Source organism: Psychrobacter sp. CX21, from assembly GCF_057396255.1.
In genome coordinates, this window is record NZ_JBXYJG010000010.1 from 47,043 (window position 1) to 70,685 (window position 23,643).

Annotated in this window: 18 protein-coding genes; 13 read left to right on the plus strand and 5 right to left on the minus strand. The window is 41.1% G+C overall.

Going from position 1 to position 23,643, the window contains the following annotated elements:
* Window positions 1–90 precede the first annotated feature (90 nt).
* The 9 genes from lpdA to AC2SLP_RS07300 all read left to right on the plus strand — a co-directional run bounded on the left by lpdA (window position 91) and on the right by AC2SLP_RS07300 (window position 12,115).
* Window positions 91–1,554 carry a dihydrolipoyl dehydrogenase gene (gene lpdA / locus AC2SLP_RS07260; protein ID WP_486536004.1) on the plus strand — a complete coding sequence of 488 codons (1,464 nt, stop codon included), beginning with the start codon at window positions 91–93 and terminating at the stop codon, window positions 1,552–1,554.
* A gap of 167 nt (window positions 1,555–1,721) precedes the next feature.
* A complete protein-coding gene (gene sucC / locus AC2SLP_RS07265; RefSeq protein WP_486536005.1) occupies window positions 1,722–2,888 on the plus strand; it encodes an ADP-forming succinate--CoA ligase subunit beta in 1,167 nt (388 codons plus the stop codon).
* Window positions 2,889–2,969: 81 nt separating this feature from the next.
* Window positions 2,970–3,845, plus strand: coding sequence for a succinate--CoA ligase subunit alpha (gene sucD / locus AC2SLP_RS07270; protein WP_486536006.1), 876 nt, complete (start codon window positions 2,970–2,972; stop codon window positions 3,843–3,845).
* A 225-nt stretch (window positions 3,846–4,070) separates the two neighbouring features.
* Window positions 4,071–4,949 carry a UTP--glucose-1-phosphate uridylyltransferase gene (locus AC2SLP_RS07275; protein WP_486536007.1) on the plus strand — a complete coding sequence of 293 codons (879 nt, stop codon included), beginning with the start codon at window positions 4,071–4,073 and terminating at the stop codon, window positions 4,947–4,949.
* A 161-nt stretch (window positions 4,950–5,110) separates the two neighbouring features.
* Window positions 5,111–6,841 carry a glucose-6-phosphate isomerase gene (pgi, locus tag AC2SLP_RS07280; RefSeq protein ID WP_486536008.1) on the plus strand — a complete coding sequence of 577 codons (1,731 nt, stop codon included), beginning with the start codon at window positions 5,111–5,113 and terminating at the stop codon, window positions 6,839–6,841.
* Between the two features lie 518 nt (window positions 6,842–7,359).
* On the plus strand, window positions 7,360–8,610 hold the full coding sequence (gene sat / locus AC2SLP_RS07285; protein ID WP_486536009.1) for a sulfate adenylyltransferase: 1,251 nt from the start codon (window positions 7,360–7,362) through the stop codon (window positions 8,608–8,610).
* Window positions 8,611–8,800: 190 nt separating this feature from the next.
* On the plus strand, window positions 8,801–9,400 hold the full coding sequence (cysC, locus tag AC2SLP_RS07290; RefSeq protein WP_486536010.1) for an adenylyl-sulfate kinase: 600 nt from the start codon (window positions 8,801–8,803) through the stop codon (window positions 9,398–9,400).
* A gap of 68 nt (window positions 9,401–9,468) precedes the next feature.
* Window positions 9,469–10,458 carry a hypothetical protein gene (locus tag AC2SLP_RS07295; RefSeq protein WP_486536011.1) on the plus strand — a complete coding sequence of 330 codons (990 nt, stop codon included), beginning with the start codon at window positions 9,469–9,471 and terminating at the stop codon, window positions 10,456–10,458.
* 256 nt (window positions 10,459–10,714) lie between these two features.
* Window positions 10,715–12,115 carry a UDP-glucose/GDP-mannose dehydrogenase family protein gene (locus AC2SLP_RS07300; RefSeq protein ID WP_486536012.1) on the plus strand — a complete coding sequence of 467 codons (1,401 nt, stop codon included), beginning with the start codon at window positions 10,715–10,717 and terminating at the stop codon, window positions 12,113–12,115.
* A 49-nt stretch (window positions 12,116–12,164) separates the two neighbouring features.
* On the opposite strand, the gene AC2SLP_RS07305 is transcribed toward AC2SLP_RS07300, so the two are convergent.
* The gene (locus AC2SLP_RS07305; RefSeq protein ID WP_486536013.1) at window positions 12,165–13,616 is read right to left on the minus strand and encodes a phosphohexomutase domain-containing protein; all 1,452 of its coding nucleotides are present in this window, start codon (window positions 13,614–13,616) and stop codon (window positions 12,165–12,167) included.
* Between the two features lie 523 nt (window positions 13,617–14,139).
* Between AC2SLP_RS07305 and mazG the strand changes: the two genes are divergently transcribed.
* Window positions 14,140–14,991, plus strand: a complete 852-nt coding sequence (gene mazG / locus AC2SLP_RS07310; RefSeq protein ID WP_486536014.1) for a nucleoside triphosphate pyrophosphohydrolase — start codon at window positions 14,140–14,142, stop codon at window positions 14,989–14,991.
* Window positions 14,984–15,364 (plus strand): ComEA family DNA-binding protein, encoded by a 381-nt coding sequence (locus AC2SLP_RS07315; RefSeq protein ID WP_486536015.1) that lies wholly within the window; start codon window positions 14,984–14,986, stop codon window positions 15,362–15,364. The genes mazG and AC2SLP_RS07315 overlap by 8 nt, the downstream gene beginning before the upstream one ends.
* A 49-nt stretch (window positions 15,365–15,413) precedes the next feature.
* On the opposite strand, the gene AC2SLP_RS07320 is transcribed toward AC2SLP_RS07315, so the two are convergent.
* From AC2SLP_RS07320 to AC2SLP_RS07330, 3 genes are all read right to left on the minus strand, one after another.
* Window positions 15,414–15,995: a hypothetical protein gene (locus AC2SLP_RS07320; RefSeq protein ID WP_486536016.1), complete on the minus strand. Its 582-nt coding sequence runs from the start codon at window positions 15,993–15,995 to the stop codon at window positions 15,414–15,416.
* A 162-nt stretch (window positions 15,996–16,157) separates the two neighbouring features.
* Complete coding sequence (locus AC2SLP_RS07325) at window positions 16,158–18,026, minus strand: sodium:solute symporter family protein (RefSeq protein WP_486536017.1); 1,869 nt, start codon at window positions 18,024–18,026, stop codon at window positions 16,158–16,160.
* Window positions 18,027–18,031: 5 nt separating this feature from the next.
* On the minus strand, window positions 18,032–18,292 hold the full coding sequence (locus tag AC2SLP_RS07330; protein WP_486536018.1) for a DUF4212 domain-containing protein: 261 nt from the start codon (window positions 18,290–18,292) through the stop codon (window positions 18,032–18,034).
* Between the two features lie 1,047 nt (window positions 18,293–19,339).
* Between AC2SLP_RS07330 and AC2SLP_RS07335 the strand changes: the two genes are divergently transcribed.
* Window positions 19,340–20,824: an alanine/glycine:cation symporter family protein gene (locus tag AC2SLP_RS07335; RefSeq protein ID WP_486536019.1), complete on the plus strand. Its 1,485-nt coding sequence runs from the start codon at window positions 19,340–19,342 to the stop codon at window positions 20,822–20,824.
* Window positions 20,825–20,930: 106 nt separating this feature from the next.
* Here the strand turns inward: AC2SLP_RS07335 and AC2SLP_RS07340 are convergent, their stop codons facing one another.
* Complete coding sequence (locus tag AC2SLP_RS07340) at window positions 20,931–22,598, minus strand: electron transfer flavoprotein-ubiquinone oxidoreductase (RefSeq protein WP_486536020.1); 1,668 nt, start codon at window positions 22,596–22,598, stop codon at window positions 20,931–20,933.
* A 348-nt stretch (window positions 22,599–22,946) separates the two neighbouring features.
* On the opposite strand from AC2SLP_RS07340, the gene AC2SLP_RS07345 reads away from it, so the two are divergent.
* Window positions 22,947–23,558 (plus strand): DUF1285 domain-containing protein, encoded by a 612-nt coding sequence (locus AC2SLP_RS07345; RefSeq protein WP_486536021.1) that lies wholly within the window; start codon window positions 22,947–22,949, stop codon window positions 23,556–23,558.
* Window positions 23,559–23,643 lie beyond the last annotated feature (85 nt).

Below are 23,643 nucleotides of genomic sequence, written 5' to 3' on the forward strand. Positions count from 1 at the left end.
ACATTGAACCCTATTACTTTAATCCATTCATATAAATAATTATAAATATAATAGCTTTTAACATTCATCTATTAAAAGACAGGATATATTATGAAAGACAATTATGATTTAGTGGTCATCGGTGGTGGTCCTGGCGGTTATGAAGCCGCTATCCGCGCAGGTCAATTAGGTATGAGCGTGGCTTGTATCGAGAAACGAGTTTATAAAGGTGAGCCTGCACTTGGCGGTACTTGCTTAAACGTTGGTTGTATACCTTCTAAAGCATTGTTAGATTCGTCTCATCGTTACGAAGCTACCAGACATGAGCTAGATGAACATGGTATTACTACTGGCGATGTTGAAATAGATGTGCCAAAAATGATTGAACGTAAAGAAAGCGTTGTAAAACAGCTTACTGGCGGCGTTGCCATGCTATTAAAAGGTAATGGCGTTGAATGGTTACAAGGCTGGGGTACTCTAATCGACGGTAAAGGCGACGATAAAAAAATTAAGTTTACCGCTTTAGAAGATGAATCAGAGTCTACCATTACGGCAAAAAATGTTATCTTAGCATCAGGCTCTGTGCCTATCGATATTCCTGTGGCTCCAGTCAACAACGAAGAAGGTATTATCGTTGATTCAACAGGTGCTTTAGATTTCACTGAAACGCCTAAGCGTTTAGGTGTCATCGGTGCTGGCGTTATCGGTCTAGAGTTAGGTTCAGTATGGCGTCGTTTAGGTGCTGAGGTTGTCATCTATGAAGCACTTCCTGAATTTTTAGCAGCTGCTGATAATGACATCGCTAAAGAGGCGAGTAAGCTATTAAAGAAACAAGGATTAGATATCCGTGTCGATACGAAAGTAACCAATGCAGAAGTCAAAGATGGTGAAGTTGTCGTCACTAGTGAAAAAGGTGGCGAGTCATCTGATGAAACCTTTGATAAGCTTATTGTCTGTGTAGGACGCCGTGCGTATTCTGAAAAACTACTTGGTGAGGATAGCGGAGTACAGTTAACAGAACGTGGATTAGTCGATGTAGACAAACAGTGTAAAACTAATTTGGATGGTGTGTACGCTATTGGTGATCTAGTGCGTGGTCCTATGCTTGCGCATAAAGCTATGGAAGAGGGCATGATGGCTGTTGAGCGTATTCATGGCGAGAAAGCACAAGTAAATTACGACACAATGATCAATGTCATTTATACGCACCCTGAAATTGCATGGGTGGGTTTAACCGAGCAAGAAGCCAAGGAAGAAGGCTACGACGTTAAGACAGGTTCATTCAACTTAGCAGCCAATGGACGCGCATTGGCACAAAGTGAAGGCCAAGGTTCAATTAAAGTCGTCGCTGATGCTAAAACGGATCGTTTACTGGGTATGCATGCCATTAGCGCAGGCGCAGGCGATATCGTTCACCAAGGCATGATAGCCATGGAGTTTGTGTCAAGCGTAGAAGACTTGCAGCTGATGACTTTTGCTCACCCAACGATTAGTGAAGCTGTACATGAAGCAGCTTTATCAGCTGATGGGCGTGCTATTCATGCTATACAACGTAAAAAACGTAACAAGAAATAAGCTAAAACTAAATAAGCTAAAACTAAATAAGCTAAAACTAAATAAGCTTAGCTATAGCTATATAGGATCTTGTTTAAATAACAGCTGGTGTTTGGTTAACTAAGAGTAATAGGTATACCAAACACCGGTCTTATAACTTGAAATAAAAAAAATTAAAGGATAACTTTATGAATTTACACGAGTATCAAGCAAAATTATTGCTAGAGAGCTATGGACTGCCTATTCAAAAAGGTATTATTGCGTATAGCGGTGATGAAGCTGCTCAAGCGTTCGATAAGACGCCGACCGATGTAGCGGTAATTAAAGCACAGGTTCATGCTGGTGGCCGCGGTAAAGCTGGTGGTGTAAAGCTTGCGAAAACACGTGAAGAGGCCAAAGAAATAGCAGATGCTCTAATCGGAACGAATCTTGTTACTTACCAAACAGACAGTGATGGTCAGCCAGTAAACTTTGTATTGGTTGCAGAAGATATGTATCCGGTACAAAATGAATTGTATCTTGGCGCTGTTGTAGACCGCTCTACACGCCGTGTTACGTTTATGGCATCTACAGAAGGTGGTGTTGAGATTGAAAAAGTTGCAGAAGAAACACCAGATAAGATATTTAGCATTACCGTAGATCCTTTAGTTGGATTAATGCCTTTCCAAGCACGTGAAGTGGGTTTCAAGCTTGGTCTTGAAGGCAAACAAATCAATCAGTTCGTAAAATTGATGACAGGTGCTTATCAAGCCTTTATCGAAAATGATTTTGAAATGATCGAAATCAACCCATTGGCTATTAGAGAAAATGGTGAACTTGCCTGTGTTGATGGCAAGATTGGGGTGGATTCAAATGCACTATTTCGTCAGCCAAAAATCGCTGAGTTACATGATCCCTCACAGGAAAATGAGCGTGAGCTAAAAGCTGCTGAATTTGACCTAAACTATGTTGCTCTAGAGGGTAATATTGGTTGTATGGTAAATGGTGCTGGTCTTGCGATGGCAACTATGGACATCATCAAACTATATGGTGGTAAACCTGCAAACTTCCTAGACGTTGGTGGCGGCGCAACTAAAGAGCGCGTTGTTGAAGCGTTCAAAATCATACTAGAAGATGATAGCGTTAAAGGGGTTCTAATCAATATCTTTGGTGGTATTGTACGTTGTGACATGATTGCCGAAGCCATTATTGCTGCGGTCAAGGAAGTGAATGTAACGGTACCTGTCGTGGTTCGCTTAGAAGGTAATAATGCTGAATTGGGTGCAAAACTATTAGATGAGTCTGATGTTGAAGTTATTTCTGCCCAAGGTTTGGCTGGTGCTGCACAAAAAATCGTTGATGCAGTTACTGCTTAATCATATTTATAGTATTTAAATTTAATAACCTTATAAGTAAATAACCTAATTATAATAGGTAACCAAAATTCGGAGTAAATAATGAGTGTATTAATCGATAAAGATACCAAAGTATTGGTACAAGGATTTACCGGTAAAAATGGTACGTTCCATTCTGAACAAGCCATTGAATATGGTACCAAAGTGGTTGGCGGTGTCACCCCTGGTAAAGGTGGTCAAACACATTTAGGTCTTCCTGTATTTAACACCATGGCAGAAGCTATGGAAGCGACTAACGCTGACGCGTCTGTAATTTATGTTCCTGCCCCTTTTGTTCTTGATTCTATTATCGAAGCTGTCGATGCTGGTATTAAGCTAATTGTTGTGATCACCGAAGGTGTACCGACATTAGATATGCTTAAAGCGAAGCGTTATATTGAACAAGCGGGTGATGTCAAAATGGTAGGTCCAAACTGCCCTGGCGTGATTACACCAGGCGAGTGTAAAATTGGAATCATGCCAGGACATATCCATATGCCAGGTAAAGTAGGCGTCATTTCACGCTCTGGTACATTGACGTATGAAGCGGTGGCTCAAACCACTAAGCTTGGCTTTGGTCAGTCTACCTGTATCGGTATTGGTGGTGATCCCATCCCAGGTATGAACCAAATCGATTGCTTGAAAATGTTTCAAGATGATCCACAAACCGAGGCAATTGTACTTATTGGTGAGATTGGTGGTACCGCAGAAGAAGAAGCTGCCGCTTATATCAAAGACCATGTTACTAAGCCAGTTATTGGTTATATTGCTGGTGTGACTGCACCTAAAGGCAAACGTATGGGCCATGCAGGCGCAATTATCTCTGGTGGTAAAGGTACTGCTGAAGAGAAATTTAAAGCGTTTGACGATGCTGGCGTTGCGTATACCCGTGACCCTGCTAAAATCGGTGAAAAAGTTAAAGAAGTTACAGGCTGGTAAATTACCAAGAGCGCTCAATTAAACGCTGGTTAAAAAACCTGCCAGCACGCGCTCAAAATTTGTATATTTAATACACTAGTGTCATTTGGTATTTAGTATGATAAAGAGCATCCTACGGGGTGCTCTTTTTTTATGACTTATATTAGGGACAGACCTTAGTATTAGTTGCTACAATAAGTCTATTAACTGGCATATCACACTTACTAAAACAAGAAACAAACGATTATGACTAATACCCAAGTTACCCACGCTGTTATACCTGTTGCAGGATTTGGAACCCGCATGTTACCGCTGTCTAAGTCAGTACCAAAAGAGCTATTACCTCTTGGTAATCGACCTGCTATTCATTACGTCATCGAAGAGGCTATCGCTGCGGGGATCAAAAACATCGTGTTAATAGGGCATGCTCAAAAAAGCGCCATAGAAAACTATCTTGACCTTAATGCAGAGCTTGATACTCAGCTCAGACAAAAAGGTAAAGATGATCTTGCAGATAGCTTGAACTGGTTACCAGAAGATGTTTCTGTCTCTATGATACGTCAAGGTAAAGCGCTGGGTCTGGGTCATGCTGTGCTTAAAGCTAAGCCTATTGTTGGTGATCATCCGTTTGCTGTCTTATTACCAGATGTGGTGATCGACCCTTTTACGACCAATATGGAAAAAGATAACTTGGCGTATATGATGCAAGCGTTTAAAACCTCTCAACACTCGCAGATCTTAGTGAGTCAGGTAGCTGATGCTGATGTGCATAAATATGGTATCGCCAAACTTAAAGAATCGGAACAACTGTCTGATGTAGCAGGTGATAAGAACCACCATTTTGCAGTTGATGGCTTTGTTGAAAAGCCTTCGCTTGAGGATGCCCCTTCTAATCTTGCTGTGGTTGGTAGATACGTATTTACTGCAGATATTTTTGAATATTTGGCCAAAACCAAACCTTCGGTCGGTGGAGAGATTCAGCTTACAGATGCTATTGACGCATTAATCAGTACTCAAGGCGTTGATGTGACCACCATGCTTGGAGATAGCTTTGATGCAGGCAATATGACCAGTTATATGCAGGCATTTATTTATTTTGCGCAGCACATTCTGGATCAGTCCTAAGTAAAAACGTAGAGTCAAGTAAGAATATAAAGACAAGTAAGAGCGTAAAGACAAATTAGAACGCTAAGATAAGTAAGTACAATGAGTGCTTATTTTATAATCATCGCATCGCCATCATAAGTATGCAGGTTATGCATCAGATCTATTAATAGGTTACAACCATGTCATTCGCTTCATATCATAAAGAGATAACGTCAGATACGACCTTGCCGAATCAATTACCAGCGTGGAAGCAATTAGAGCAGCTAGCACAAAGACGCTGGTCGCTAACGCAGCTGTTTGCCAATGACAAAAATCGCGCGCAGCAGTTTGGCTGCGATACCCAAGGTATTTATTTTGATTATTCTAAGCAGTGTATGGACAGTGAGGTTAAGAGGGCACTTATTGACTTGGCCTCAGCGTGTGGTCTGCCGCAGCGAATCTCAGCATTATTTAATGGGGATAAGGTCAATACCAGTGAGAATCGTGCGGCGCTACATATGGCATTACGATTTCCCAAAGATGCCACGCTTTTTGTAGATGGTCAAGATATGGTTAGCGAAGTTCATGCCAGTTTGACCAAAGCGGCAAATCTAGTTGAGCGCATACGTAGCGGCGTGTGGCGTGGCTACTCTGGTAAGGCCATAACGGATGTTGTTAATATAGGGGTGGGTGGTTCAGATTTAGGGCCGTTAATGGCAAATGCCGCTTTAGACGAATGGGCAGATAGCGACATACGCGTACATTTTGTATCGAACATGGATGGTACACAGTTAGGCAGCTTACTTGAACATCTTAATCCTGAAACGACATTATTTATTATCTCGTCTAAATCATTTGGTACCGTCGATACGTTATCAAATGCGCAAACAGCTAGGGTTTGGTTGTCCATGACTGGTGCCAGTCAATCCACTCTATTACGGCGCCATTTTATAGGTATTTCTGCTAATCCTGATAAGGTGAGCGAGTGGGGTATTGTTGAACAACACCAACTAAAGCTATGGGACTGGGTAGGGGGCAGGTTCTCAATGTGGTCTTCTATTGGACTGGCAGTTGCTATCCGTATCGGCATGCCAAGATTTTATGAGATGCTGGCGGGTGCTCACGAGATGGACACCCATTTTCAAACCGCTGATTTTGAGAGTAATCTACCGGTATTATTAGGACTTATAGGTGTTTGGAATAGTAGCTTTTTAAATATAAATGCGCATACCGTTTTACCCTATGATGGAAGGCTAAAATACTTACCAAGCTATTTAACCCAGCTTGAGATGGAGAGTAATGGTAAGTCGGTTACCCACACCGGCCAGCCTGTTGCTTATGCAACCTCACCTATCCTATGGGGCGAGATTGGATCAAATGCGCAGCATGCCTTTTATCAGCTACTACACCAAGGCACTCAAAGAGTCTCTTGTGATTTTATCGCGTGCGTCAATTATTACGAAGATGCAGGTGCCAATGAGCTCAAACATCAGCATGCGCTGTCTCTAGCGAATTGTTTGGCTCAAAGCCGAGTATTGGCGTTTGGTAATGATGCCTTAGCGTCTAAGCCGAATGAACCTAAATTAGACATCGATAAATTCAAACGTTATCGAGGCAACCAGCCCTCGACAACAATTTTACTGGATGAGCTAACGCCCAAAAGCTTTGGCGCACTCATAGCGCTATACGAACATAAAGTGTATGTGATGGCCAGTCTATGGGATATTAATCCATTTGACCAATGGGGGGTTGAAATGGGTAAGAAAGTTGCTGATGAAGTATTTAAATATATATTGTTAAATAGTTCATCTTACGCTCATAATGCGGATAACACATCTGAAACAAAGGATAACGTCGAATCTGCGCCTTCTGAAATTAATATATTAGATGGTTCTACTCAAGCATTAATCAATCATATCAATAAGGTATAGTCTAACCACTTTTAAGATTAATTAATTTGATTGAATGACTTGATTTGATGATTTGATATAAGGGCTAGGTTAATTGACTGAGTTGATTAACTGAGTTGATCGGCTCAGTTGATTGATTAGGTTAAATGACTATACAAACAATACTGACTCCCAATCAAAATAATAGTTGTCACGAAATCAATAACTATTCTAAGGTCTTACACAGTGCTGTAAGGCCTTTTTTTGATATTCTTATTCTGCCTTTACTTTTTCTAACTCTTAATCTAGCCATAAAAGCAGCTGACTTTTTATTTAAGCCGCTGGCTACGCTGATGATAGATAGTACATAGCTTACACGCCAAAATGATGCATTTTATCGCCGCTAAAATCATGCTTGATTTAAGCTTTCTTTTGGCAAGTAGACGTTTTGTGAACGCTGGGTAAGCTTGATAGCTCAGGCAATTGACTCATATACTAGCGGCTTAAGAAAAACTGCGATATAAATTTGAGATGTTAATTTAATATAGAGGAAGTTTAGAATGTCCAATAGCCTTGACGCTGCGTTAGATAACTTAGTTACCCCACACGGTAGCCCAGCACTAAATGTACTTCTTCTTGAAGGTGAGATGCTTGAAAACGCTAAAAATAAAGCCAAATCACTGTCCAGTATTACGATGACATCACGTGAGCGTGGTGATTTAATCATGCTAGGTATTGGCGGTTTTACGCCACTTGATGGGTTTATGAATAAAGCAGATTGGCAAGGTGTGTGTGACGAGATGACACTCAAATCTGGTGAAAATAACAAACTGTTTTGGCCCATTCCGATTACGTTATCGGCGAGTAAAGACGAGTCTGATGCCTTTGCAATAGGGGATGAGATCGCCCTTAAAGCTGAAGACGGTGAAATCATGGGTATTTTGACACTAGAGGAAAAATATAGCATTGACAAAGAACATGAGTGTAAAACTGTATTTGGAACCACAGACACTGAGCATCCTGGTGTCAAAAAAGTAATGGAACAAAAAGATATTAACCTAGCAGGACGTGTTGAAGTCTTTAGCCAAGGTGAGTTTCCTACTGAATATGCAGGGATTTATATGACGCCCACGCAAACCCGCGAAGCGTTTGCAAAAAAAGGCTGGAAGAAAGTAGCGGCTTTTCAAACCCGTAATCCGATGCACCGCTCGCATGAATATCTGGCGAAAATAGCTGTGGAGACGTGTGATGGGGTGATGATTCACTCATTATTAGGCGCATTAAAACCGGGCGATATCCCTGCAGAAGTCCGCCAAGACGCCATTGGCACATTAATAGATAATTATTTTAGAAAAGATACGGTCATTCAATCAGGATATCCATTGGATATGCGTTACGCAGGACCTCGTGAAGCGTTACTACACGCCCTATTTAGACAAAACTATGGCTGCTCAGAGCTTATCGTAGGACGTGATCATGCTGGTGTGGGGGATTACTATGGTGCATTTGATGCGCAAGATATCTTTGATGAAATTCCAGAAAATGCCTTAAAGACCAAGCCGATCAAAATTGATTGGACGTTTTGGTGTGATGCCTGTCAGTCAATGGCATCTACCAAAACCTGCCCACATGATGCTGAGCATCACGTCAAAGTATCTGGAACCAAATTACGTAAAGCATTGTCTGAAGATCAGCATGTACCTGAGAACTTTAGCCGCCCAGAGGTGCTTAAAATCTTGCGTGATTACTACAGTACTATCGCTAAAGAAGACCGTGCGAAAGTTGAACTAAAAGGAGCGTCTGCGGTTTAGACCTTGAATAAGCCTAACAACTTGAGCATTCTTATTATATAGTCAGCGAAATACTAAACGGTTGCGGTGTTAACCTCGCTCGCCCTACTATAGTAGTACTTGCACTTAGTTGCCTTGTAACCATTTTATATTTCTTTGACTATAGTGATATATAGACCAAATATTTAGCTGAGTACAACGAAGGAAACTTATGAGTAAAGCAACAAACATCGTCTGGCATGATGCCGCCGTAACCCCCGCTGAGCGCCAAGACAAACTCGGCAACAAGCCTTGTATATTATGGTATACCGGTTTGTCGGGCTCAGGAAAGTCAACCCTTGCTAATGCTGTGGATCGCATGTTACATGACAGAGGTTATGCCACGTATTTATTAGATGGTGATAACGTCCGCCACGGGTTAAACAAAGATTTAGGGTTTACAGATGCAGATCGTGTTGAAAATATACGCCGAATCGCAGAGGTAAGCCGTTTGTTTAACGATGCAGGATTGATCGTCTCAACAGCTTTTATCTCTCCATTTGAAAGCGATAGAAACGCCGCCCGTGAGCTGGTTGGAGATGACTTTATTGAAATCTTTGTCGATACCCCGTTAGAAGAGTGTGAAAAGCGTGATCCTAAATCCCTGTACAAAAAAGCCCGCGCTGGTGTCATCCCTAACTTTACAGGTATTGATTCGCCCTATGAAGTACCGACCAACCCTGAGCTATGTCTACACACTCATGATAAAAGTATCGAAGAAGTTGCTACGCAAGTTATTGAGTATTTGATTCAAAATAACTATATCAAGTGATTTTTAATTAATTTGCAAATGTTTTTGAATGAATACCGTACCGTACTTTAACCAAACGAAATTAGGCAATGGCAACTTATCTTGATGTGTTTAATGGTGATGCAGATGGTATCTTTTCGTTAATTCAGTGGCGTAAAGCGTATCCTATTTATGCTTCTAATGACGATGATCATCGGTTAATAACTGGCGTGAAGCGGGATATTAAGCTGGTTGAAAACCTACCGAATGAATGGGTGCAAGACGCTTTTATAAGTGTCTTTGATATTTCATTCGATAAGAATGTAAAAGGGGTTAAACACGCTTTGATGGATTGTCACAGCGTGTTTTATTGCGATCATCATAAAGCAGACGCACTGTTTGAACATCCAAAACTTACCACGCGTATCAATACCTCTCCAAACGTATGCACAGGACTACTGGTCAATAACGAATTAAAAGGCCAGTATGCCCTTTGGGCGCTGTGCGCTGTATTCGGAGATGGACTAGATGATGTGGGCTATCGTTTCGCTAACACTCTAAGCTTAACTCATAAACAGTGCGAACAAATTAAGACGCTTGGCGTTTTAGTCAATTATAATGGCTACGGCAGTGCGGTAGCTGATTTGCATTTCCCTCCCAGTGAGTTATACCATCAGTTGATCCGTTACGACACTCCCTTTGAGATTGTTGCAGCGTCAGACTCTATTTTTGATTGTCTACAGCACGGCTACAACGAAGATATAGCAATGGCGATACAGCAACAGCCATTAGAGCATAAAAACTTAATCGCTGTTATATTAGAAGATGCGGCTTGGGCACGTCGGATAAGTGGCACTTACGGCAACCTTCTTGCTGCGAACACACCTAGTAAGCCCGTTATTATCATCACCCATAATAATCATTTAGAATCTTATACAATCAGCCTACGTGCGCCTAAAGACAATCCATATGGAGCCAGTAAGCTATGTAGTCAATATGCCACAGGCGGTGGACGAGAAGGTGCAGCAGGTATCAACAGATTACCTATCAATGAATTAGATGCGTTCTTAAAAACGGTTAGTGACTATTACGATCATTAATCTATAACATATACCTTATATCTTATATCTTACATCTTATATCTTGCCATATCTATCATTTGTCTTCATCTATACTCAATATTTAAAGGTATTAGCGTTGGTGAGATGCTATTAAAAATATGCTCAAAATATATAAATATAGACTAACAAGCACGGCAGACTGATACCACAAGTACACTGTGCACAGCGACTTAATGTTGTTATGATATGGATGTTTAGGGCTACATCTATTTGAAAAATTAAGGATTATGTGAACATGGAAACAAGGGCATCTAAAGGCAATAAAGCAGCTTCTCATAGTGTCATCATTGGTAATTCTATTGATGCGATCACTACCGCTACGGTCATGGTAAGCCTTGGCAATACAGTGAGTTTGTACGCCAATAAAACACAGTTGCAGCATACTTTAGATAACTATAGCTTTGAGCATCAGCAGCAAGCGTTATGGCAACTCTATATTGACCAGCAAACCATCAAAATTCACGATATCCCACTGCAAGCGAGTGAGGTGTTCGCTGGGAATAAAGCGCTGTCTGAAAATGAGGCACTGTCTGAAAATCAGAGACTGGACGACAATGATGAGCTGGCTGACAATAAAGCTGACTTATTTTGGATATTTTATAATGATCTTCCAGACGCTTGGATTGAACAAGATGATTCACAGCAAGCCTGGGTAAGTCAGCTAAATAACAGCACTGTATCCATTCAAACGCCCATTGTATTAAGTGGTATTAGCACGCTAGGATTGTTTGATAAGCTAAGTCGGCATTGTCAAAGACCATGGGTCTACTACGTGCCTTTTGTGTTTTTGCAAGATGGCAATGCCTATCCTTCAATGTTATCTCCAAAGCTATGGTTAATGGGCGAGAAAACAAATGATTCGCTGGATAAAATCGTACTGCTACAACCTTTAATTGCCCAAGCTAAAAGGAAGTATATTAGTGATATCGCCACCATTGAGTTTTCACGCAGTGCCATTATGAGCATGTTGGCCACGCGGGTGAGCTTTATGAATGAATGGTCAAGATTGGCGGATCATCAAGGGGTCGATATCCTAGAAGTAGCAGATATTATGGGGCTTGATTCGCGTATTGGTAGCAGTTATCTAAAAGCAGGATGGGGGTTTGGCGGGCGCTCATTACCTGCTGAAATAAACGCATTGAATCAAACCCTTGAAAACACTCAAGTAGAGCATCGTTTGATGAATGCTGTCGACCTCATAAACGATGATCAAAAAGAGCTTATCTTCCGTAAGTTTTGGCAGTATTTTGATGGGGCCATAGAAAACAAAAAAGTCAGTATATGGGGTGCAAGCTATAAATCAGGCTCTGGACGTACCTCTGAAGCGGCGATTCATCCTTTACTACATTTATTGTGGTCCTATAACATCACGACTTATGTGTATGCAGCAGAAGCAGAGTGCGAGCTTGCTAGTCTGTACCCAGATGAGCCTTTACTTAAGTTTATTAAGTCCGCTAACGATCAGTTATCTAATAGTGATGCACTATTTGTATTGTCTTGGCCAACCATAATGCGCCTACCTATCAGCGCTATAAATGATGCGGTTGTGCCAATATTTGATGCTCAAAACGCCTTCTCTAAAGATCAGATAAAGGCGCTAACTGGCGACTATCAAGGGATTGGGCGTTATAAATAAAGTCGATGAATGATGATTAAGCCCAAACTTAAGTAAAAAACGGACCTTGCTATGCTATCTTTGCGCCTTGGCTGGCAAGCCATTGTTTAATTTCAGTCGTTTTTTTTGTAAGTAAGCTCTCATTGCCTTTGGTCTCGATGTTAAGCCGAATCAAGGGCTCAGTGTTTGAAGCTCTAATATTAAAACGCCAATCGCCAAAGTCTAGACTTAAGCCATCCAATGTGTTTTTCTCAGGATGTTGGTCACTATAATATGATTCAATAGCGCTGATGATTTCATCACTTCCCGATTCAGTCAGTTTGAAGTTTATCTCTCCAGAGCTTGGATAGGCGCTAATACGCTCATCAACCAATTGTCCCAGTGACTTGCCTGTTGTAGATAAAAGCTCAATGGTTAGTAGCCAAGGGATCATGCCACTATCACAATAGAAAAAGTCTTTAAAATAATGATGCGCACTCATCTCGCCGCCATAAATGGCGCCAGACTCACGCATCACTTGTTTAATGAATGAATGGCCAGACTTGCTGATAACGCCCTCACCCTTACCTTCATCTATTATGGCTTCAGTATTATAAATAACACGTGGATCATAGACGATGGCTGCGCCTTTATTCTTTTGTAAAAATGCCTGGCTCAACATTCCTACCACATAGCTGCCTTCGACAAACTCACCGCGAGCATCAAACAAGAAACAGCGATCGAAGTCGCCATCAAATGCAATACCCATATCAGCCTCATTCTCAATGACTGCTTGTTTGGTTGACGTACGATTAGCCAATATCATTGGATTTGGGATACCATTTGGAAAGCTACCGTCAGGGGTATGATGCACTTTGATAATATCAATGGGTGCACTGCGCTGCTGTAGACGTTGTTCTATTAAATCAATTGTAGGGCCAGCGCTTCCGTTACCTGAATTAATAACAATTTTTAAGGGTACTAGCTTGTCTGTATCAATAAACCGCATCAAATGATCGACATAGGCGGTTTTATCCGTCTCTTTTATCACATTTCCTTGTTCTTGAGCGGCAAACTCTCCTTTTTGTGCCAGCTGCTGAATATCAGCTAAGCCTGTGTCGACACTAATAGGTTTAGAGTTTTCACGGACCAGTTTAAGTCCGTTATAATTTATTGGATTGTGACTGGCAGTTACCTCAATACCTCCTAAAGCGTTAAAATGACTGGTCGCAAAGTACACCTCTTCGGTGCCCGTCATTCCCAAATCAATAACATCCACACCAGCGTCCGTAATTCCTTTAATTGTCGCCTGTTTTAAGGTTTCACTTGAGTCTCTAATATCGCTACCAATCGTAATACAGTTATTTATATGGTTCGGTACCCCATTCTCATCACGGCGACTGGACAAAATTTGTGCAAACGCACGTCCAATCCGATAAGCAATGTCTTCATCTAAATTAACGCCGAGCTCACCTCGGATATCATAAGCTTTAAAAGAAGTGATTTCACGATAAGGTAGGGCAGATTGATTTGATGTGGTCATGTGTTGCCTTTATGATTAGGTTTAAGATATGGGTATATTAAAGACGATTTAATGATAATGCGTGTGCTTAGAAATATACCTTAATGTGGCGCGGCTGTTAAGAGCATTTAACGATAGCCACACACAGATACTGCACCGCTCAGATTAAAACAATATACATTAGCCGCTAATAACGCGATTTATCATAGCGATATAAAGTTGACGCTATATAATGTCGCTATAAAATGCTTTAAAAATTACCGACACAACGGTGTTATATAGTCGAAGAAGTCTAAAATAATTACAAGGCAAACAAGTGAAAGTACTACTTGTGTAAGCTTAGCGAGGTTTACACCGTCATCGTTAAGAAGTTCGCTGACTATGAATTTAAAATCTTTAAGTGCCTTGTATTAGCGTCTTGTATTCGTGTCTAATTATAAAGTCTTGTATTAATGGTACACTGCCAATATTAAGAGTCAACGGACTCAAATTTAGATTTATATTTTAAATGTTTTGTCATATGCAAATAATAGAGAATAACGGTATGAAAGCTGATTTAATTCACCCGCCAACGCCCGTAGAGGGCATACCAAACGCCAGTCGAAACTTGGATGATTTACTAGCGCTTATGGCTCGATTGCGTGCCGATTGCCCTTGGGATATTAAGCAAACCAATCATAGCTTGATCCCTTATGCAATTGAAGAAGCCTATGAGCTAGCAGAAGCAATACAAGATGGCGATATCGAAGATATCAAAGGCGAGCTAGGGGATGTGCTGCTGCAAGTGATTTTTCATTGTCAGATTTATGCAGAGCAACATGAGTTTGATTTGGGTGAGGTGGTTTATACGCTGCAAAGTAAACTTATTCGCCGACATCCGCATGTTTTTGAAGCCGACAAACTGTCAGATGATACAGCGGTCAAACAGCGCTGGGATGAAATAAAGGCGCTCGAAAATTTAGAGCGTGAGCGCCGAGGCAAGCCTAAAAGACGTTTGGATAGTATTAAATCAGGTAGTGCCCTCATGCAAGCGCAAAGTCTACAAAAATCCGCCAGTAAGATGGGATTTGATTGGGAGGGTATTGAAGGCGCAGTAGAAAAACTTGAAGAAGAAATCGCTGAGCTAAAACAAATACTGCCCAAACAAGGCGAGCATGTGGATGATCAAACCAAAATTGAATTAGAAAAAGAGCTTGGCGATTGCGTATTTGGATTGGTGAATGTTGCTCGAAAGATTGGTATAGATGCCGAAGCAGCCACGCTGACTTGTGTGCATAAGTTTCGCTCGCGATTTGCCTATATAGAAGATGAGCTTAAAAAACAAGGCCGCACGCCTGAAGATAGCAGTATAGATGAGATGGATGATTTGTGGGAAGCTGCTAAGCAATATGAATAAACAACCGTTAGCAGTCCTCCTTGCTAAACGAATTAAGCAGGGTATTTGTATCTTATTGATGTTGTTAGTAAAGCCTATTTATGCGCAGCAGTGTTTTAGCGATGCCAATAGTGCGTATGCGTACTTGATATCGCAAGAGCAATTGGCGGCTCAAGAAACCAAGCTTGCGAGTCGTCATCGTCTGGTGTATATCAATAGGGCAACGGAGGCTGAATTAACCACGTTAGAAGGTATTGGAAGTAATAAAGCCAAAGCAATTATATTGTATCGAGAGACTTTTGGTCCTTTTGCTTCTATTAATAGTTTGACTCAAGTCAAAGGCATTGGCGCAAAAACCATTGAAAAAAATAGAAGTAGACTGTCTATTGAATAAATGCCTAGGGGTAAAGCTCGCTTAAGTTTGGATAGACATGCTTGACGATTTACTGACATACGGTTTTAAATAATGCATCATCAGCATTAATTTTAGACCATTTAAGCTGTTTTAGTGCTGCTACGTAAACTGTGGTATCTGACGCCGTATCTGGCGCAATAGATGTGGTGGTGTGTTTTGTACAGTTTATGAGCTGCGGAATAATCTTAGTGCTTATGCGTCTTTCAAATAAATATATATTCGTGCGTTTAATGTCGTCATTAAAATCCTTATTGGCGTTATTTTCATCAGTATCTTTATCATCTGCGTTATCTATAATGTTTAAGTCGTGAACTTCACTGACAGCCATAAATCGAATAACTTGTGGCTTTAAATAACTCCAAGGTCGATACCAGACCTTGTCTTCAATGGTTTTGACTACTTGTACTTTTTCTGAAAGAATGCGAATTTGCTGTGCTTGCCAGTTGTACTCTTGATGGATTTGAAATCCTAACATACCCAGTCCGGCGAATATAGGAATGAGCCACTTTGGTGTTTGAATACCAACAAGTTTGGTTAATTGTCTGATCAATAGAGCAAGTCCTGCCATGCCAAATCCAGCAGCAACCGTCGCAATAAATTCGTAAATCATTAAATATTTCCAGTAGGAGGTATAAAGGTGAGTATATACTCAAAAGCAAGTTTATATACTAAAAAGGGTGATTAAATCAGTTGCTGACTTAATCACCTTAAAGTTATTCTTTTAATTTATTTATCAAATCTAGTTATTGAAACTAGCAATGATACTTAGCTTTTAATGATCTACTGCGGTTCCAGCACCACGTGGCATACGAACACTTTCAACCAATTCTTGAATGTGTGCAGGCGGCGGCGCAGTCATTGAAGACACAACAAAGGCAACAACGAAGTTGATTAAGGCACCAATTGCACCAAATGATAGAGGTGAAATACCCATAAACCAATGCTCGACAGTATCTGGGAAGTTTGCTGTTCCTGATACAAAGAACCAGCCTTTGAACATAAAGATATAAACTAAGGTAATAATCAGACCGGCTAACATACCAGAGATGGCGCCAATACTATTAATACGTTTAGAGAATATACCCATCATTAATGCTGGGAACAATGACGCACCCGCAATACCAAAGGCCAATGCAACAACCTGTGCTGCGAAACCTGGTGGATTGAGTCCTAAATATGTGGCCACCACAATAGCAACTGCCATTGATATACGCGCAGCCATCAGCTCACCTTTATCCGAAATATTAGGATTAATATTACGTTTGATTAAATCGTGACTAATGGCGGATGAAATAGCCAACAATAGACCAGCAGCAGTTGATAATGCAGCAGCAAGGCCACCGGCCGCGATCAGACCAATAACCCATGGTGGTAAATTTGCAATTTCAGGGTTGGCAAGTACCATGATGTCTTTATTAACATCAAGCTCATTACCTGCCCATCCTGCTTGAGTAAATTTACCGTCAAGCTCGCTATCTTGAGCCGCTTGAGCTTGTTGTAGTGCCGTGGTAGCAGCGGCAACATCACCGCCTTCAGCTTCAGCAGTAGCAAGTGCTGTTGTTGCTGCACCTAGACCGCCATCGTTATACATTTGAATACGGCCATCATTATTGAGATCGTTATACTTTATCAAACCTGTGTCTTCCCAAGTTTGCATCCAGCTAGGACGATCTTCATATTTGAGGGCAGGCGCATCAACACCTTGGGGATAAACGGTGTCAATTAAGTTCAAACGAGCCATAGCGCCAACAGCTGGTGCTGTGAAATATAGTAGAGCAATAAATACTAATGCCCAACCAGCAGACCAGCGTGCATCTGAAACTTTTGGTACGGTGAAAAAGCGAATAATAACGTGAGGAAGACCTGCTGTACCAATCATCAGCGATAGCGTAAACAGTACCATATTAAGCTTATTCGGTACGTCTGCCGTGTAAGCGGCAAACCCAAGATCGGTAACTACCTGATCAAGCTTAGTTAATAACGGTACGCCTGTATCGCCATATTCTGAAAATAGACCCAGACCCGGTATTGGGTTACCCGTCAGCTCCAAAGAGATGAAAACAGCAGGTACGGTATAGGCCACAATAAGTACCATATACTGTGCAACCTGTGTGTAAGTAATCCCTTTCATACCACCAAGTACGGCATAAAAGAAAACCACAACGGCTGCAATAATAAGCCCAGTGGTATTATCTACTTCTAAAAAGCGGGAGAATGCCACGCCCGCACCAGTCATCTGACCGATAACGTATGTGGTAGAAGCCACAATCAAACAAACAACGGCAACAAGGGCAGCTGTTTTTGAATAGAAACGATCGCCAATAAAGTCTGGAACTGTAAACTTACCAAATTTGCGTAAGTAGGGGGCTAATAATAAAGCCAATAGAACATAACCACCTGTCCAGCCCATAAGATAGCTTGACGCACCATAACCACCAGCGGCCAATAGACCTGCCATGGAAATAAACGAAGCCGCACTCATCCAATCAGCACCAGTCGCCATACCATTAACGACGGGATGAACACCGCCGCCTGCAACATAAAACTCTTTCGTTGACCCAGCGCGGGCCCAAATTGCTATGCCAAAATATAATAAAAATGACGCACCAACGAATAAAATATTAATCGTAAATTGACTCATTAGACTTATTCCTCATCTACACCGAATTGTTTATCAAGCTTATTCATACGCCAAGAGTAGAAGAAGATGATAGCGATAAAGGTCCCAATGGACCCTTGCTGAGCAAACCAGAAGCCTAAATCAGCACCGCCGAATTGAATTCCTGATAGAAGAGGTCTTAGTAATATGGCAAAGCCATAAGGAACAATTGCCCAAACAGCTAGGCAACCTAATATGAGCCGGACATTGGCTTTCCAATAACCTGATGTGTCTTGAGGGGAATGCATAAGACAAACTCCTTTTGTCGTTAAGAGTTGAAATAATCAACTCTAGTGGGGGAACTGCGTCCTGCAGTTATGAAGTAAAAAACGACTTAAGAATACTATCGTTAGTCGCTATTAAGTGACGTATTAAATTTCGATGAATTTAATCTAGAAATTTAATCTAGATAAGTCACTTATGTTTTTATTCTACATAGGTGACGAGCATTGAGCAATCACCTATTTTCAATAAATCATGATTAATAATAATGTGATTAGCGATAATATATGAAATAAAGCTTGTTATCATATTAATTAGCTTCTCTAAACGCATAATTAATTAAAAAATTGCATCAGTATATGTGCAGCTTAAAGGTATTATTTAAATCAAACTGAAAAGTTACCTCTATTAACACTATTAAGGCGTTTATAAATCAGATGTTGGGAGATGTTAAGTAATCATGATCCCTAAAAGATTAAGAACATATCGAGATTAGATTAATTACAACTTTTATATAATAATTTCTTAAATAACGATGTAAGCCTAAATTTTATTTATCGTTTTTGTAAAATTTACTATGCGCATACTTAATCATAAACGCATCTATGATTAACTATACAGTTTAGCGGTCTCACTTACACAGTCTCACAATATTGAGATAAAAGGGTGAAATCAATAATTTTATTCACACAGTTTTATCCAAACTAGGGGCTGTATAGAATTTATTTATGGAACTGGCAGTAGCTATTTTTTAGTCAATATGCAGGGAAATTTTCGCAGCTTAGTTGTTCTAAGTTAGATAATTTCACAATATATTGGCAAAAAATAGCCCTGCCCTGTAAGGCTGATGCTAAAATTGCCCCAAACGTTGTTGTAAACCTAGCTAAGGTCCAATACGCTTCGGGTATTATCGTCGGTTTACGCCTAGTTTGGAACACAGCTTGGGTAAATTGGTAGCTATCAGCAGTCCTAATTAATCAATTCTATACAACCCCTACAAATACTAAATTTAAGCCATTGAACATGAACGTTTAAACATAAACAAGAAAAGTTTGGGGTAAAGGAGAGACATTATGGTAGATGCTTTTAATGCATTTGTTGGTTGGGGGAACGGAATTATTTGGGGGAATGATGACTGGCTCATCTTCAATAACCCATGGTTTGGTTTGCTAGTCTTTGTTCTTATAGGTGCAGGTTTGTATTTTACAGTGGCCACGCGCTTTATCCAAATACGTCATTTTGGTCATATGTGGTCATTGCTACGTACGTCAAACCAAGGCCGCAAAGATGGTGGTATTAGCTCGTTTGAAGCATTGATGACCTCACTGGCTGCCCGAGTAGGTACGGGTAACTTAGCCGGTGTTGCTATTGCTATATATATCGGTGGACCCGGGGCGATATTTTGGATGTGGATGACCGCTATTGTAGGGATGTCTACCAGCTTCATAGAGTCCACCTTAGCACAAGCTTACAAAGTACCTCATAATGACAACGTATATCGTGGGGGTCCGGCTTATTATATTGAAAAGGGACTTGGACTACGCTGGATGGCCATTTTATTCTCAGTGTGTTTATTAATCGCTTTTGGCTTAGCCTTTAATGGCGTGCAAGCCAATACCATTGCTCAAGCAACTAATGAGGCATTTGGAATTCCAACTTGGGCAACAGGATTGGGTTTGGTGGCTTTGGTGACACCTGTTGTGTTTGGTGGACTGCGCTCTGTGGCGCGTGTGGCAGGTAAAGTTGTTCCTATTATGGCAATACTTTATATCTTGCTTGCACTGTTCATTATCCTGACCAATTTTACCCAGTTCCCAGCTGCCATTGCATTAATCTTTAAATCAGCATTTGGATTTGAGCAAGCGGCGGGCGGTGTATTAGGCTATGGTATTGCTCAAGCCATGATCAATGGTATTAAACGTGGTTTGTTCTCGAACGAGGCGGGTATGGGTTCGGCGCCGAACGCTGCTGCGACCGCTCAAAGCCATCCTGATCATCCTGCGGTTCAAGGTTTTATGCAGATGCTAGGTGTGTTTATTGATACGCTAGTTATATGTACGGCAACTGCTTCAATCATTATTTTATCTGGCGTGGTAGATCCTAATGTAGAACAAGAAGGTATTCAGTTAACTCAGCTTGCTTTATCAGAATATGTGGGCGATTTAGGGGTTTACTTTATTGCCATAGCTATTTTCTTCTTTGCGTTTACCTCAATTATTGCTAACTATAGTTATGGTGAATCTAATCTTGAGTTTATTTCTGGGGCCAAAAGTGCAAAGATCGCTATCATGATCTTCCGTGTGTTTGTATTGGCGATGGTATTTATCGGATCTATTGCAAGCTTACCTGCTATTTGGAACTTTGCGGACTTATCAATGGGGCTGATGGCGCTCACTAACTTGGCCGCTATTGTCATGTTGACCCCTGTGGCGCTACGTATCTTAAGGGATTATGAGCGACAAATAAAAGAGGGTAAGTCGCCTGATCAAATCAAATTTGATCCAGATAAGTTTGTGAAGCTTAAAGATGAAGCAAACCGTGATGCGTGGTCAGATTAAGACATTCATAGTGTGCTATAACACTTATCCAAAATAAAAAAATCCCGTTCATAGATTGAACGGGATTTTTTGTACTTTAAGACTGGGTCAATAGCGCCCTATGCCGCTACATATTAGGGTAGTTTGGACCACCGCCACCCTCGGGCGTTACCCAAATAATATTTTGCGCAGGATCTTTGATGTCACAGGTTTTACAGTGAACACAGTTTTGCGCATTAATGACAAATTTTGCCCCTTCAGCGTCTTTAACAACTTCATAAACACCTGCTGGACAATAGCGCTGAGCAGGCTCTGCATAAATTGGTAAATTTACTTCAATTGGGACCGTAGGATCAACAAGTTTCAAATGACACGGTTGATCTTCAGCGTGATTGGTATTTGAGATAAATACTGAAGACAGCTTATCAAAGGTGAGTTTGCCATCTGGTTTTGGATAGTCAGGCTGATAAGTGGTACTTGCCTTTTCTAATGCGTCATAATCTGGCATCGTATCACGAATTGTTAAAGGCATATTTCCTTTGAGCACATTGTGCTCAATAAACGTAAACGCACCACCCATTAATAGGCCCATACGGTGGATAGCAGGGGAGAAGTTACGCGACGATTTATTGTCTTCATACAACCAAGATGCTTTATATGCATCCGCATATTCTGTCACTTCATCATGTTGTCTACCAGCAGCCACAGCGTTATAGACAGCTTCAGCAGCAAGCATGCCAGACTTCATAGAAGTATGCGTTCCTTTAATCTTGGCAGGGTTTAAGAAACCGGCATCATCACCAACCAATACGCCACCTGGGAAGGTGAACTTAGGTAGTGAGTTAAGACCGCCTTTGGTTAATGCACGTGCTCCATAAGAAATACGCTTACCCCCTTCAAGTACTTCTCTAATGACAGGATGCGTTTTTAAACGCTGCAACTCATCAAAGGTAGACAGATAAGGGTTATGATATGACAAGTCGATCACTAAACCAAAGCTAACTTGGTTATTCTCATCGTGATATAACCACCAGCCGCCAGTAGAACCCGTTTCAGTTAGCGGCCAGCCTAGTCCGTGCATCACTACGCCTGGCTCGTGTTTACTAGGATCGACTTCCCATAGCTCTTTTAGACCGATGCCGTAATGTTGTGGATCGCTGTCTTCATCTAGACTAAAGCGGCTAATCAAACGCTTACCTAAGTGACCACGGCTACCCTCAGCGAATATCGTGTATTTTGCTAGCAGCTCATACCCGGGCTCATAGCCCGATTTTTGAGAACCATCCTCAGCAATACCCATATCACCAGTTAAAATTCCGCGTACTGAGCCATCGTCATTATATAAGATCTCAGAAGCTGGGAAACCTGGGAACATCATTACCTCAAGCTCTTCAGCTTGCTCGGCCAACCAGCGTACTACATTGCCTAACGAGACAATATAGTTGCCGTGGTTGTGCATAGGAGCAGGTACAAGTGCATCAGGTACTCTGGTAGAACGGGTCGCAGAATTGAGATAGTAAATGCGGTCTTCAGTCGCAGGTACGTTAAGCGGCGCGCCTTTTTCTTTCCAATCTGGGATAAGCTCATTTAAAGCGCGTGGCTCAATAACCGCACCCGATAGGATGTGAGCGCCGAACTCTGAGCCTTTTTCGACAACACAGACCATAAATTCATCATTACCAGCTTCTAATGCAAGCTGACGCAGACGAATGGCTGCTGACAGGCCAGAGGGACCACCCCCAACAATAATGACATCAAACTCCATCGACTCACGTTCTATTTGTTCATCTTGCATTTCTAACTCCTCGTAGCTGGCTCAATAAAACCACTCTGTACCCTTAATATGTTCGAGTGGATTATTATACTTTGATCAAAAGAAAACTAATTGCATTTTATAAATAGTGTATAAGTACTATTTATATAAGCGGTTGTTCATAGGGATGATACTGATATCAGTATGACCTAAATAGCAGTGCTTTTCGACCAAGGCTGGCGGAAATATAAAAAAAGGGTTGCATTTGGTTACCTATTATAAAATAAAAGTTAGATAAAGACGACAAGATTTGTGACTCAGTCGTGATAAAGTAGTCTAAAAATGTATTTATACTCATATGTATAGACCATAATGAGAAAGGATTTATAAATGACAGAACAAGATAACGATAATTTTCCGGTAGGGCGTAGTTTAGATAGTTTATCTGAATATCTTAAAGCAGAAACCAGTGAACGGCGTGGACGCTCCATTCCACCTCTTGATAAATGGCATCCTGAACGTGTTGGCGATATAGATATGGTTATAAAAGCCAATGGCGAATGGTGGCACGAGGGCAGTCAAGTTAATCGTCAGTCTTTGGTCGATTTGTTTGCTACTGTATTATGGTCAGAGGGTAGCGGCGAGTCAAAAGCGTATTTTCTCAAGACTCCTGTTGAGAAGCTCCGCATTACTGTCGAGGACGTGCCTTTTTTGATTACTGAGGTTAATTTAGTTCATAAAGAGGGCGAGCAGTTTGTCGAATTTTTGACCAGTACGGGTGATGTCGTATATTTAGATAATGAGCATCCGTTAGAGATGGGGTCATATGATGGCGAAGACAGACCTTATATTCCAGTACGCTTTGGTATGAAAGGGCTAATCTCAAGAAACGTCTTTATGCATTTGATAAAACTTGGGGAGCTAAGTGAGGAGAATGGCGAGACCACCCTCACTTTGAAAAGTGGTGGGCAAACTTATTCTGTCTCTGTACCGAATCAATAGCGCGATTAGTGTTCCCTAAACTTTTGATGTAACCTAAACGAGTGGTTCAACCTTAAAACGTGAAAACCAAAGCTACGGCTATTAG